Raw genomic sequence first — 12,348 nt, 5'->3', positions numbered from 1 at the left:
CGGATTACCTCGCGTTGCCGACCGGGGATTCCGGCTGCAGCTTCAGGTACAGGTAGAAGAGCACCAAGGTGATCACCACCAGCAGTGCGGCGGCGGCGCTGGCCAGGCCCCAGTTGAGGAACGACTGCACCTGTTGAATGATGAATTCGGGCAGCATCATGTTCTGCGCACCACCGAGCAGGGCCGGCGTAACGTAGTAACCGAGCGACATGACGAACACCATCAACGCCCCCGAGAACAGCCCCGAGCGGCACAGCGGCAGGAACAACTTCCAGAAGTTGGTCCACGGGCTGGCCCCGCAAATCGACCCGGCTTGCAGCACCATCGGGTCGATGGCGTGCATGGTCGCCTGCAGCGGCAGCACGATGAACGGGATCATGATGTAGCTCATGCCGATCACCACGCCGGTGAGGTTGTGCACCATCTCCAGCGGGGTATCGATGATGCCCATGGCCATCAACGCCTTGTTGATCACACCCGAGCTTTGCAGCAGCACCAGCCACGAGTAGGTGCGCGCCAGCAGGCTGGTCCACATCGACAGCAGCACGATGTTCAGCAACCAGCGGCCCCAGCCGTTAGGCACCAGGGTGATGGCCCAGGCCAGCGGGAAGCCCAGCAGCACACTGATCAGGGTCACCACGCCTGCCACCGAGAAGGTGTTGAACAGCACCCGCGCATAAGCCGAGTTGGCGAACAACTGCTCGTAGTTACCCAGGCCTGGCACTGGCTCCAGCACGCCGCGCAGCAACAGGCCGATCAGCGGGGCGAAGAAGAACAGGCCAAGGAACAGCAGGGCAGGCAGCAGGTTGCGGCTGCCTTTCCAGCGCTGGCCCAGGCTCACACGGCGGGGGGCCGTTCCCGGGGCGCCGGCGCCCGTGGGGGCACCTTGCGCGTTGTGCAGGGCGTTGATGGCGACTTTCATTTGACCAACCACTCATTCCAGCGTGCGGCGATGGCCTGGCCGTTTTTCGCCCAGTAAGCAAAGTCCAGTGTCACCTGGTCCTGGGCATAGGCGGTCGGCAGATTAGGCGCCAGGTCGGCTTTGAGCTTGGGCACGCTGTCCAGGTTGACCGGCGCGTAAGCGGTCAGGTTGGCGAACTCCGCCTGGCCTTCGGGGCTGCTGGCGTTGGCCAGGAACTTCATGGCCGCGTCCTTGTTCTTGGCACCCTTGGGGATGACCAGGAAGTCGGCCATGACCAGGTTCTGCTTCCAGCTCACGCCCACCGGTGCACCGTCTTGCTGCAAGGCATACACGCGGCCGTTCCAGAACTGGCCGAGCGAGGCTTCACCAGAGGCCAGCAGTTGCTGCGACTGCGCGCCGCCACCCCACCAGACGATATCTTTCTTGATGGTGTCGAGCTTTTTGAAAGCGCGGTCCAGGTCCAGCGGGTAGAGCTTGTCGGCGGGCACGCCGTCGGCCAGCAGCGCCAGTTCCAGCACGCCAGGGCTCGGCCATTTGTACAGGGCGCGCTTGCCGGGGTAGGTCTTGGTGTCGAACAACGAGGTCCAGTCTACCGGCTTGTTGGCACCCAGCTTGCCTTCGTTGTAGCCGAGCACGAACGAGAAGAAGAACGAGCCGACGCCATGGTCGGACACGAAGCGCGGGTCGATGCGGTCTTTTTTGACGGTGTTGAAATCCAGCGGCTCGAGCAGGCCTTCACTGGCGGCGCGCAGGGCGAAGTCGGCTTCGACGTCGACCACGTCCCACTGCACGTTGCCGCTTTCGACCATGGCCTTGAGCTTGCCGTAGTCGGTAGGGCCGTCTTGGACGACTTTGATGTTGGTCGCTTTGGAGAAGGGTACGGCCCATGCTTCTTTCTGGGCGTCCTGGGTGGTACCGCCCCAACTGACGAAGTTCAGGCTGTCAGCGGCCTGCGTGGCCTGACACGCCAGGGTCAGCAGGCTGGCGGACAGCACTGCGGTTACACGTTTGCTCAACAGCATGGTTACGCCCTCGTTGCTTTTGTTATTCGAGGCGGGGCTTTTTGGTGCGCCCGCCAACAGTATTCGGGGAGCAGCTAAAACAAAGTGTCGGTGGCCGATTGTGAGTGTAGGTGCCGGCCTGCACATTCAAGGTCTACGGGATATCATATTATGGTATTCCAAACTTTTGGCAAGAGGCGGAGGCGACCGGCCATCACTCCAACCTTTCCAACCATCGCCTCCACGTGCTGTAGGCGCAGCCTTGTGCGGCGAAGAGGCCGGTGCAAACAGGACCCTTCTTTGGGTAAGTACCGGCCTCTTCGCAGCACAAGGCTGTTCCTACACGGCGTGGGCGTTAGGGCAGAGGTTTCAGCTAGCCAGCTCTGGATCGAACGGTATGCTCTGCACCACCTCCAGCTCATACCCTGCCAACCCTGCATACTTGAGCGGCGGCCCAAGGTGGCGCAGCTTGCCTACGCCCAGGTCCTGCAAAATCTGTGCACCGGTGCCGACTTCCGAATACACCTTCGACTGCCCGCGCTGGTAAGGCCGCACCGGCTGGGTCAGCTGCGGAACGCGTTCGAGCAACGCCTGCGAAGACTCATGGTTGGCCAGGATCACCACCACGCCGGTGCCTTCTTCTGCGACCTTCTGTAGCGCCGCCCACAATGTCCAGTTGGCCGGGCCGGCGTATTCGGCGCCGACCAGGTCGCGCAGCGGGTCGATCACATGCACGCGCACCAGCGTCGGTTGCTCGCGGCGGATGTCGCCCATGACCATGGCCATGTGCACGCCACCTTCGATGCGGTCTTCATAGGTCACCAGGCGGAAGGTGCCGTGCACGGTGGGCAATTCGCGCTCGCCGATGCGCTTGATGGTCTGCTCGGTGCTCAGGCGGTAGTGGATCAAATCGGCAATGGTGCCGATCTTGATGCCGTGCCTGGCGGCGAACACTTCCAGGTCCGGGCGGCGCGCCATGGTGCCGTCGTCATTGAGCACTTCGACGATCACCGAGGCGGCTGTGAAACCGGCCAGGCGCGCCAGGTCGCAGCCCGCTTCGGTGTGGCCGGCGCGGGTCAGCACGCCGCCTTCGCGGGCGCGCAGGGGGAAGATATGCCCAGGCTGCACCAGGTCTTCCGGGCGCGCGTTCGGCGCCATGGCCGCTGCCACGGTGCGCGCACGATCGGCAGCGGAAATACCGGTAGTGACGCCAGTGGCGGCCTCGATCGACACGGTGAAGGCGGTGCTGAACACGCTGCCGTTGGCCGGTACCATCTGCTCCAGGCCCAGGCGCTGACAATGATCGTCGGTCAGCGTCAGGCAGATCAGGCCACGCGCTTCGCGGGCCATGAAGTTGATGGCCTGGGCGTCACAGCGCTCGGCGGCGATCAGCAGGTCGCCTTCGTTTTCCCGGTCCTCATCGTCCACCAGCAGGACCATCTTGCCTTGCCGGTAGTCCTCGAGAAGTTCTTCGATGCTGTTGAAAGCCATGCTGCACGCTCGCTGTGGTGGGGTGATTTTTATGGTATACCATCATACACAAATACTTTTGCAACAGGAGAGCAGCGGATGAAAGCGTATTGGATCGCCCACGTGGATGTGACCGACCCCGAGCAATACCAGCAATACACCCAGCGCGCGCCCGCTGCCTTCGCCGCATTCGGTGGGCGGTTTCTGGCGCGGGGCGGGCGTAGCGAGGCGATGGAAGGGCGGCCGACGCCGCAGCGCAGCGTGGTGATCGAGTTCGACTCTTACGAGCAGGCGGTGGCCTGTTATCGGTCCGCGCTTTATCAGGAGGCCTGCAGCCACCGCCAAGGTGTGGCGAAGGCTGAAGTGATCATCGTCGAAGGGTTTGAGCCCTGAGGTGATCAGGGCCGGCATCGTTTTACGGCATGCCTGGCAACTCATGAGGGCGCAAGTCGAAAACCAGGACTTCTGCATCCTGGCCATTGCCAAGTTGCAGCAACTGCTCCTGGCGCACCCGAACGCCATCGCCCTCTCGTTGTAAGTGGGTTTCGGAAGAACAGGTAGCAATGGCACGCGCAACCACAAAGACCCGATCGCGCGGGCCTTTGTGTCTGGATTTATTGAAGGTGCACCTTCAGCTCCCCAGCCGCCTGGCGCATCGCCGCTTTCACTTCAGGTACCTGGCTCAGCGGGTTCAATAACCCATAGTCATGAATCATCCCGTTGTACCGCACCGCAGTCACCGTCACCCCCGCCGCATCCAGCTTGCGTGCATAGGCCTCGCCCTCATCACGCAACACATCGAACTCTGCGGTCTGCACCAGCGCTGGCGGCAGGCCTTTAAGCTGCTCGCTGCTGGCGCGCAGCGGCGAGGCGTAGATTTGCTCACGTGCCTTGGCGTCAGTGGTGTAGTTATTCCAGAACCACTTCATCATGCCCGTCGTGAGGAAGTGCCCCTCAGCGAACTGCTTGTACGAGCCGGTCTCGAAGCTGGCATCGGTCACCGGCCACAGCAGCAACTGGAAGCGCAGCTTAGGGGTACCGGCCTCCTTGGCCTTGAGCGCGACCACTGCGGCCATGTTGCCGCCGACGCTGTTGCCGGCCACGGCCAGGCGCTTGCCATCCACGCCAATCGCTTTGCCATGCTCGGCCACCCAGCGGGTGGCGGCATAAGCCTGGTTGATGGCAGTGGGGTAGTGCGCTTCAGGTGAAGGCGTGTAGTCCACGTACACCGCTACCGCGCCGGAACCGACCACCAGGTCGCGAATCAGCCGCTGGTGAGTCGGGAAATCGCCCAGTACCCAGCCGCCGCCGTGGAAGAACATGAACACCGGCAATTCACCCTTCACATTGGCCGGGCGGACAACTTGCAGCGTGATTGTCTCGCCGTTGGCCTGGATCGTGTGTGCTTTGACTTCGATGCCGGACAGGTCAACCTTGACCGACGATTGAGCACCGGTCAGCACTGCACGGGCGTCCTTCGGCGCGAGCTGTTCCAGAGGCTTGCCGCCGCCCTTTTCCAGGGCTTCGAGGAAGGCCTGGGTGTGCTGCTCGACGCCTGGGCTGCCTGCTGCGAACGCAGTGGAAACGGAGAGGGCAAGGAGGCTAGTAGTGAGTGCCTTGTGGACAATGTTCATGTGCGAATCCTTTTCTATGCAAGTGTTTAAGAGGGGCGCATTGCCTGGCCTTAAGGGCCATCGCTGTGACTTGCGAGTAGATTAAGGAGATGCCTTCGTGGGAAAAAGCGGCTATAAAGCGTTTGACTGTCACCAGGAACGAGACAATGAACCCTTACGAAGACATGCGGATCTTCGCCCAGGTCATGGAAGCCGGTAGTTTCACCGCTGCGGCGGACCGTCTGGGCATGTCCAAGCAATCGGTCAGCCGGCGCCTGATGCAACTTGAAGAACGCCTGGGCGTGCGCCTGCTCAACCGCTCGACACGGCGCCTGGACGCCACTCCGCTGGGGCAGCACTATTACCAGTCGGCGTTGCGCTTGCTGGGCGAAGTGCAGCAGGTGGAGCACGACATCAGCGGCCAGGCCCAGGCCTTGCGCGGCACCTTGCGCCTGAGTGCGCCGCTGTCGTTCGCCATGGCCCACCTGGGGTGCCTGCTGACCGAATTTCTGCAGTTGCACCCGCAGGTGGATGTAGAAGTGGACCTCAGCGACCGGGCCGTGGACCTGATCGGCGAAGGCTATGACCTGGCCTTGCGCATTGGCGCGCTGGAGGACTCCAGCCTCATCGCGCGGCGTATTGCCGGTGTTGAACGGGTGTACTGCGCAAGCCCGGCCTATCTTGAGGCGCAGGGGGTGCCCGCATTCCCCGAGCAGTTGGCCCGGCATGACTGCCTGCCTTATGGGCATTCACGGCAGGTGCAGTGGCAGTTCAAACAGGGCGGCAAGACGCAGGCAATTGCGGTGGCGGGGCGGATGCGCGCCAACAATGGCGAAATGCTCAGGGATGCGGCGATAGCGGGGATGGGCGTGACGTACCTGCCAACGTTCATCGTTGGCCAGGCACTGACGGATGGCCGCTTGGTGACGTTGCTGGAAGACTGGACGCCGCCGGCGTTGCAGTTGTCGGCGGTGTATCCGCAGCATCGCCAGGTGGCGCGGGCGGTGCAAACCTTTGTCGGGTTCTTGCGGGAGCGGCTGGCGCATTTGTGACGGGGCCGGCGCGTTCGCCGCTGGTGGGCAGAAGTGCAATTCGGCTAGCATGAGGCTCTGCCAAGCAACCCGCGCGCGACTGCGCAAGGCTTGATCCCTCCCTTCTGATCCGAACCTCTGCATGACTGCCTTCTACCTCAAACTACTCATGACACCCACCCTCATGCTGGCCATCTCGCTGGCGGGCAAACGTTGGGGTACGCAAATTGGCGGGCTGCTCTCGGGGCTGCCTGTCACCTCAGCGCTGGTGATGCTGTTTCTCAGCCTTGAACAGGGCGAGGTGTTCGCGTCGCAGGCCGTACCTGGGGCATTGGCGGGGGTGGCCGCCGTGCAAGCGACCTGTTTGTTCTACTACTGGGTGACCCAACGCGTCAGTGCGTTTGTCGGCTGCAGCGTAGCGCTGCTGTTCTTTGCTGTGGCCGCCTTGGCGACCAGCCACCTGGGCTGGGTGGCGCTGTCTGTCGTTGCCACGCTGTTACTGGTCGTCGCCATCGTCGTCGCTACCTCGCAACCGGCCCAGGCCCGTTCAGCGCGTTACGTGCCGATGCCGCGCTGGGTCATCCCGATGCGCATGATGACCGCCACCTTGTTGCTGTTGGTGATCACGGCCAGTGCAACGATGCTCGGGCCGGTGGTCAGTGGGATGCTGGCGCCGGTCCCGGTAATCGCATGGCCGCTTGCAGTATTTGCCCACGTCCAGGGCGGGCGCCACGAGTTGGGCGCGATCGTGCGTGGCAATGCCATTGGCGCGGTGGGCGTGGTGGGCTTCTACCTGGCCCTGCAAAGTACGCTGTTGCAGTGGGGCGCAGTGCTGTCGATTTCGCTGGCGGTGTTGCTGGCGGTGGTTGTGACGTTCGTCTTGGCGAAGCTGTTGCAGCCACGCTAGAGCGTGCTGCAAGGCGCCTAGGCGCCAGGCGCACTGGGTTCGACAGGGGTGTACCAAGGCGCCTTGGCGTCGAGGTAAATGTGCTTTTGGCTGTGTGGCGTGAAGGGCGTGTCCAGTGTGGCCAGGGCCACCGATACCCAGTCGCTGAATTCACCCTCGGCGCGTGACCAGAACAGGTTCGAGCCACAGCGTGCGCAGAATTCGCGTTGTACCGAAGGCGAGGAGTGATAGGTGCTGATCGTGTCTGCGCCGGTCAGTACCTTGAGTGCGTTGCGGGGTACGCTGGCATAGCTAGCAAACGCCGCCCCGTGGCCTTTGCGGCACTGGCTGCAATGGCAATGGGTGAGCGCTTTGGGGGCTGTGAGCAGCTGATAGCTGACAGCGGCGCAAAGGCAGCTGCCTTGATAAGTGTGCGGCATGAGGGTAGTCCGTGGGCGGTGGGCACGTGGGCCGCTACGCAGCCCTATAGATCAGTTCTGCCAGGGCGGCGCAGCGGTCGAGTGTGGCAGCAGTGCGCTCAGGGGGTGCCGTTTCTGCCATGCAGGCAAAATGCCCGGCGCTTGCTCAAGCGTTCGTAATACGCCCTGACGGCTGGCAAATGAGGATGCTCGAAAGGCGTCTCGAACCACCGGTTGACCGAAAGGCCGATGGGGATGTCAGCCAGGGTGAACATGTCGCCGGCCACATACGCACCGGTGGCGGCGAGCTGCCGATCAAGAATCTGCATGTAACGAGACCATTCGGCACGGCCGGCGGCCAGCGCCTGCGGGTCCTGATGGGCGGGTGAATGCCTGACCAGCGACATGAAGGTGTAGCTCCAGGACCTGTTGAGGTCCGAAGCCTGCCAGTCGATCCATTGATCGATACCTGCTCGTGCTTTTGCCTCGGTCGGGTACACCGAGGCGTGGCCATAGCGCGTCGCCAGGTAACGGATGATGGAGTTGGATTCCCACAGGGTGAAGTCGCCATCCTGGATGACCGGGATCATGGCGTTGGGGTTAAGTGCCAAGAATTCGGGGGTGTCGGTGGCGGTGAAGCCCGCGCCCCAGTCTTCCCGTTCGAAGGGGATATCAAACTCGGCACAGGCCCAGAGGACTTTACGCACGTTGATCGAAGACGCTCTGCCCAATATCCGTAACATGGTATTCGTCCTTGCTTGTGGAAGGCTGATCGTCCTTCACGGCATGACCTCGGTCAAGGATTAACCGTGGACGGTGGGCAGGGTTTTTCGTTCGTTAATAATAATGCTGCAAGGCTGTCCCTTTTTTTCAGGCCGCCTGTCATTAGCGGTAGTAGAGAATAAAGGGAGCCTGTTTCAATGCCTGTCGTATTGCCTTGCCGCCCGCGTGCGGCGTCACTTCGTTCGCGTCCGTTGATGTACCTGGGTTTTGCCATCAGCCTGAGTGCCAACCTGTTGTCTTCGTCAGCCTGGGCCGACGACCTCGCGCGGCGTACTTACACCGTGCCCGCCGGCACCTTGGGCGCCGCACTGACCCGTTTCGCCCACCTCGCCGGGGTCAGCCTTTCACTCGACCCGGCGCTGGTCACTGGCCGGCAAAGCAGGGGGTTGTCAGGCAGTTACAGCGTTGACGAGGGCTTCATGCAGCTCCTTCAAGGCAGCGGCCTGCAGCTGAAACCGGTGGGTAACGGGGCGTTTACCCTGGTGCCTGTGGCGCAAGCGTCGGATGCGCTGGAGATCGCCCCGACCAGCATCGTCGGTGGCCATGTGGGTGCCAGCGACGCGCCACCTTATGCCGGTGGCCAGGTCGCCCGCCAAGGGTCGCAAGGCCTGCTTGGCTCGCGCGACTTCATGGACACCCCGTTCAGCATGACCACCTACACCAGTGACCTGGTGAAGAACCAGCAGGCACGTACCCTGGGTGACCTGATCGCCAGCGACCCCTCGGTGCGTGCGACCAACCCGGCAGGTGGGCGCTTCGAGCAGTTCACCATCCGCGGGTTCAGCTTGTTCAACAGCGATGTTTCCTACAATGGTTTGTTCGGCATCTTGCCGACCTACTCGATCGACATGGAGATGGCCGACCGGGTCGACATCATCAAGGGGCCGAGCCAGTTGCTCAATGGCATTTCGCCGCGTGGCAGCGTGGGCGGTGGTATCAATGTGGTGCCAAAGCGGGCAGGCGATACGCCCATTACCGAGTTCACCGGCAGCTATGCCTCGGGCAGCCAGGCTGGCGGTGCGGTGGATGTCGGTCGCCGTTTTGGCGAGAGTGGCCAGTTCGGTATCCGCTTCAACGGCGTCAAGCAGGCCGGCGACACCGAGTGGGAACACCAGCGTGTCGAGCGGGACATGGCGGTGCTGGGCCTGGACTTTCGCGGCGAGCGGCTGCGCCTATCGACCGACATCGGCCACACCGAACGTGATACCGATGCCCCCCAGGAGCGTGTGCTGATTGGTGCCAACGCCAAGGTGCCGAGCGCCAATGATGTACACCACAACTACGCACAGGCCTGGAGCAAGGCGCGCACTAATGACACCTTCGGTGCCTTCAATGCCGAGTACGACATCAGCGACTCGCTGATGGCTTATGGCGCAGTCGGTGCGCGCAAGAGCAACCATGACTTCTTGCGCCACAACGTTTCGATCATCAACGATGCCGGGGACTTTACTGTTCAGCCGCGCGATTTCACCCGCGATGAAAGCGTGCGTACCGCCACGGCCGGTGTGCGCAACTGGTTCCATACCGGGCCGGTCAGCCACGAAGTGAACCTGGCCGCCACGTACTTCTACATGGACTTCACCAACGGCGGCGCGCGCTATGCCTCCGCGCCCAGCAACCTCTACAACCCGGTGGCCACGCCGACACCCGGCACCCCGACCCGGCTCGACCCCAAGGTTTACACCGAGAACCGGTTCAGCGGCGTCGCCCTGGCCGATACCCTTGGCTTTTTCGATGACCGCCTGCTGCTGACCTTGGGCGCCCGCTGGCAGCGGGTGCAGGTTGATGACTGGAGCGACGGCGTCAAAGGTGACACGGCCTACGACGAAGAAAAGGTGTCGCCCTCGGCGGGTGTGCTGTTAAAGGTCAGCGAGCAGCTGTCGCTGTACGCCAACTACATGGAAGGCTTGAGCCAAGGCAAGATCGCGCCGTCGACGTCGGTCAACGAAGACCAGATCTTCCCGCCCTTCACCAGCCGGCAGGTGGAAGTCGGGGCGAAGTATGACCTGGGTAAGGTCGGCTTCACCGCCAGCGTGTTTCGCATACGCCAGCCCGCCTACGAAACCAATGCCACTACGCGGGTGTTCGGGCCCAATGGCAAGCGCGACAACCGAGGTGTGGAGCTGAGTGTGTTTGGCGAGCCACTGGAGGGCGTCCGCCTGCTGGGCGGGGTGATGTACATCGACAGTGAACTGACCGATACCGTCGGCGGCGCCTTCGACGGCAACCGCGCACCGGCAACGCCCGAGTACAACGTCAATGTGGGGGCTGAATGGGATGTGCCGAGGGTAAACGGGCTGACCTTGACCGCACGGGGCATTCACTCGAGTTCGCAGTACCTGGACCAGAACAACAGCAAGCAGATCGACGGCTGGGAGCGTTTCGACCTGGGCGCCCGCTATGCCTTCAAGGTAGACGAGACCCAGGTCACGCTGCGTGCCAGTGTCGAGAACGTGCTGGACGACCGCTACTGGGCGTCGGCAGGGGCTTCGGACGACAGTGAGCCAGGGCTGACGCTGTCTACCCCAAGGACCTACCTGCTGTCGGCGACGCTGGGCTTCTGAGCCCAGGGTCAGAACTTCAACCTGTCGATGCTGAGGGTGGCTATGCTCTGCTATCAGGGTACCGGTGTGGTCGCTTTCGCCTCCCAGGGCGTTGAATGCTTGCCTGGGCGCCACGAAATTGGCACCCTTGGGCGCCTTGAACCGTCAGTATCACGACAGAAGGAAGTTTGCGTTGAGCTGGGACAAAGTCGGCAAAGTCCTCGTAGCCCTGCTGATTGGCCTGATGGTCATGGTAGTGGCCTATGTGGTGATCAAAGGCAGCCCTCGCCTGGAGGCCTCCCTGACCTACGCCTACCTCACTTACCCGAGCCAATTCAGCGAACGCATCACCAAGGCCAGCGAGCAACTTAAGTACGAGCAGTTGCAGGGCCGTATCAACACCATCAGCGAAGGGCAGTTGCATCAGGATCAGGTCGACAGGTTGATCGAACTGGCCCAGGCGCCTTACGCCCAGTTGTTCGCCAAACCGTTCGAGGCGGGGCTGGTGGACCACCGCACCGGTCTGCTCATCGACCTGCGCAACACCGGTAATGCGCCGGTTCGCCAAGTGAAGATTCGCCTGCCGGCCAAGGGCCTGGTGCAGGTGCGCGATGCGGCTGGCAACGACACCATTATTGAAGCAGCCACGCCCTTGGTCGAAATACCCTCCATCGAACCGGGTGGGGTGTGCAAGGTGTGGGTTTACTTCGATGCCGACTACTCGCAGATCCGCCAGGGCGGCGTCAGCATCCGTCATGCCGACGGCGTGGCCGATGTGCAGGTGTACCGAGAGTTCACCGGCTTCCCCGCGCAAGTGGCGCGCTACAGCCGCGAATTGATGGTGCTGCTGGTGGTGTTAGGGTTCAGCGTACTGGGGTTGGCGTATGCCTGCCTGTCACGCCGACGCGTGCCGGTGTTGCCGTCCTGAACCTGTCGATGGGTCACTATAGGAGCAGCCTTGCGCTGCGAAGAGGCCCGTAGCACCAGTGAAGATTCACGGTGTTGTCGCGGGCCTCTTCGCAGCACAAGGCTGCTCCTACACAACCGCTATTCGGTATTTGGTTGTGATATTCAGTAACGATCTACCGAGTGCTGAATTGCTGTGTCTCCTATTGTTCGTAACGACAAGGATCGTTAAACGAGGGGCACACCATGGATTGGGCCAAAGCAAAACTACTACGGCGGGGACGGTTTTCGGAGCCCGGCAGGCTATACCTGCTCACCACTGTCACTCACCAGCGCAGGCCGCTGTTTGCAAACCTGCGTGCTGCGCGCCTGGTCATCGGGCAAATGCGCCATTCGGAACGAGAAGATGCCTGCCATTCACTTGCCTGGGTGGTGATGCCTGACCACTTACATTGGCTGATTGAGCTTCACACCGACACACTGTGCAGCCTGATGCGGCAGTTCAAGTCGCGTTCTGGCACTGCACTATGCAAAGCAGGGGTAAGTCGCGGCCAAGTCTGGCAACGTGGTTATCAAGACCGTGCCGTACGCAAGGACGATGACGTGCGCAAGATAGCCAGGTACATCGTTGCAAACCCATTGCGTGCGGGTTTGGTTGAACACATAGGTGACTATCCCCATTGGGACGCAGTGTGGCTCACTGCGGACGTGACCAACCCACTTAACTCACTGTAGGAGCAGCCTTGTGCTGCGAAGAGGCCCGTAGCACCAGCG

Annotated in this window: 12 protein-coding genes and 1 pseudogene; 6 read left to right on the top strand and 7 right to left on the bottom strand. The window is 62.1% G+C overall.

The window, feature by feature from the left end:
• Positions 1 to 4: 4 nt before the first annotated feature.
• The 3 genes from OO306_RS01080 to ribBA form a co-directional block, all read right to left on the bottom strand.
• Entirely contained in the window at positions 5 to 922 is a 918-nt protein-coding gene (locus OO306_RS01080; RefSeq protein WP_265967434.1) for an ABC transporter permease, read from the bottom strand.
• Entirely contained in the window at positions 919 to 1,944 is a 1,026-nt protein-coding gene (locus OO306_RS01075) for a polyamine ABC transporter substrate-binding protein (protein WP_099429850.1), read from the bottom strand. The genes OO306_RS01080 and OO306_RS01075 overlap by 4 nt, the downstream gene beginning before the upstream one ends.
• A gap of 348 nt (positions 1,945 to 2,292) precedes the next feature.
• Positions 2,293 to 3,414 (bottom strand): bifunctional 3,4-dihydroxy-2-butanone-4-phosphate synthase/GTP cyclohydrolase II, encoded by a 1,122-nt coding sequence (ribBA, locus tag OO306_RS01070; RefSeq protein WP_265967433.1) that lies wholly within the window; start codon positions 3,412 to 3,414, stop codon positions 2,293 to 2,295.
• Between the two features lie 78 nt (positions 3,415 to 3,492).
• On the opposite strand from ribBA, the gene OO306_RS01065 reads away from it, so the two are divergent.
• Positions 3,493 to 3,786, top strand: coding sequence for a DUF1330 domain-containing protein (locus OO306_RS01065; protein ID WP_099429848.1), 294 nt, complete (start codon positions 3,493 to 3,495; stop codon positions 3,784 to 3,786).
• A gap of 22 nt (positions 3,787 to 3,808) precedes the next feature.
• Here OO306_RS01065 and OO306_RS01060 read toward each other — a convergent pair.
• Both OO306_RS01060 and OO306_RS01055 read right to left on the bottom strand, forming a co-directional pair.
• Positions 3,809 to 3,925, bottom strand: a pseudogene (locus tag OO306_RS01060) (quercetin 2,3-dioxygenase); the annotation flags it as partial.
• 82 nt (positions 3,926 to 4,007) lie between these two features.
• Positions 4,008 to 5,027 (bottom strand): alpha/beta hydrolase, encoded by a 1,020-nt coding sequence (locus OO306_RS01055; protein ID WP_265967432.1) that lies wholly within the window; start codon positions 5,025 to 5,027, stop codon positions 4,008 to 4,010.
• Positions 5,028 to 5,173: 146 nt separating this feature from the next.
• Between OO306_RS01055 and OO306_RS01050 the strand changes: the two genes are divergently transcribed.
• Together OO306_RS01050 and OO306_RS01045 are read left to right on the top strand one after the other, a co-directional pair.
• Entirely contained in the window at positions 5,174 to 6,058 is an 885-nt protein-coding gene (locus OO306_RS01050; protein WP_265967431.1) for a LysR family transcriptional regulator, read from the top strand.
• Between the two features lie 121 nt (positions 6,059 to 6,179).
• Entirely contained in the window at positions 6,180 to 6,944 is a 765-nt protein-coding gene (locus OO306_RS01045; RefSeq protein ID WP_265967430.1) for a hypothetical protein, read from the top strand.
• Between the two features lie 17 nt (positions 6,945 to 6,961).
• Here the strand turns inward: OO306_RS01045 and OO306_RS01040 are convergent, their stop codons facing one another.
• Together OO306_RS01040 and OO306_RS01035 are read right to left on the bottom strand one after the other, a co-directional pair.
• Entirely contained in the window at positions 6,962 to 7,363 is a 402-nt protein-coding gene (locus OO306_RS01040; protein ID WP_238211972.1) for a GFA family protein, read from the bottom strand.
• 98 nt (positions 7,364 to 7,461) lie between these two features.
• Positions 7,462 to 8,085: a glutathione S-transferase family protein gene (locus OO306_RS01035; protein WP_186703331.1), complete on the bottom strand. Its 624-nt coding sequence runs from the start codon at positions 8,083 to 8,085 to the stop codon at positions 7,462 to 7,464.
• 177 nt (positions 8,086 to 8,262) lie between these two features.
• Between OO306_RS01035 and OO306_RS01030 the strand changes: the two genes are divergently transcribed.
• The 3 genes from OO306_RS01030 to OO306_RS01020 all read left to right on the top strand — a co-directional run bounded on the left by OO306_RS01030 (position 8,263) and on the right by OO306_RS01020 (position 12,309).
• Entirely contained in the window at positions 8,263 to 10,689 is a 2,427-nt protein-coding gene (locus OO306_RS01030) for a TonB-dependent receptor (RefSeq protein WP_099429842.1), read from the top strand.
• A gap of 172 nt (positions 10,690 to 10,861) precedes the next feature.
• Positions 10,862 to 11,596: a hypothetical protein gene (locus OO306_RS01025; protein ID WP_099453568.1), complete on the top strand. Its 735-nt coding sequence runs from the start codon at positions 10,862 to 10,864 to the stop codon at positions 11,594 to 11,596.
• Between the two features lie 224 nt (positions 11,597 to 11,820).
• On the top strand, positions 11,821 to 12,309 hold the full coding sequence (locus OO306_RS01020; protein ID WP_238211978.1) for a transposase: 489 nt from the start codon (positions 11,821 to 11,823) through the stop codon (positions 12,307 to 12,309).
• Positions 12,310 to 12,348 lie beyond the last annotated feature (39 nt).

Origin of the sequence: Pseudomonas sp. DCB_AW (assembly GCF_026240895.1) — a bacterium.
GTDB classification, from domain to species: Bacteria; Pseudomonadota; Gammaproteobacteria; order Pseudomonadales; family Pseudomonadaceae; genus Aquipseudomonas; species Aquipseudomonas kermanshahensis.
Note: the sequence above shows the minus strand (reverse complement) of the source record. Positions and strands in the feature narration are given on the sequence as shown.

Excerpts from the sequence above, each read along its gene's own strand:
- OO306_RS01055 (WP_265967432.1), bottom strand. The coding sequence starts at position 5,027 with ATGAACATTGTCCACAAGGCACTCACTACTAGCCTCCTTGCCCTCTCC.
- OO306_RS01020 (WP_238211978.1), top strand. The coding sequence starts at position 11,821 with ATGGATTGGGCCAAAGCAAAACTACTACGGCGGGGACGGTTTTCGGAG.
- OO306_RS01050 (WP_265967431.1), top strand. The coding sequence starts at position 5,174 with ATGAACCCTTACGAAGACATGCGGATCTTCGCCCAGGTCATGGAAGCC.
- OO306_RS01040 (WP_238211972.1), bottom strand. The coding sequence starts at position 7,363 with ATGCCGCACACTTATCAAGGCAGCTGCCTTTGCGCCGCTGTCAGCTAT.
- OO306_RS01075 (WP_099429850.1), bottom strand. The coding sequence starts at position 1,944 with ATGCTGTTGAGCAAACGTGTAACCGCAGTGCTGTCCGCCAGCCTGCTG.
- OO306_RS01065 (WP_099429848.1), top strand. The coding sequence starts at position 3,493 with ATGAAAGCGTATTGGATCGCCCACGTGGATGTGACCGACCCCGAGCAA.
- OO306_RS01080 (WP_265967434.1), bottom strand. The coding sequence starts at position 922 with ATGAAAGTCGCCATCAACGCCCTGCACAACGCGCAAGGTGCCCCCACG.
- OO306_RS01045 (WP_265967430.1), top strand. The coding sequence starts at position 6,180 with ATGACTGCCTTCTACCTCAAACTACTCATGACACCCACCCTCATGCTG.
- OO306_RS01030 (WP_099429842.1), top strand. The coding sequence starts at position 8,263 with ATGCCTGTCGTATTGCCTTGCCGCCCGCGTGCGGCGTCACTTCGTTCG.
- OO306_RS01035 (WP_186703331.1), bottom strand. The coding sequence starts at position 8,085 with ATGTTACGGATATTGGGCAGAGCGTCTTCGATCAACGTGCGTAAAGTC.
- ribBA (WP_265967433.1), bottom strand. The coding sequence starts at position 3,414 with ATGGCTTTCAACAGCATCGAAGAACTTCTCGAGGACTACCGGCAAGGC.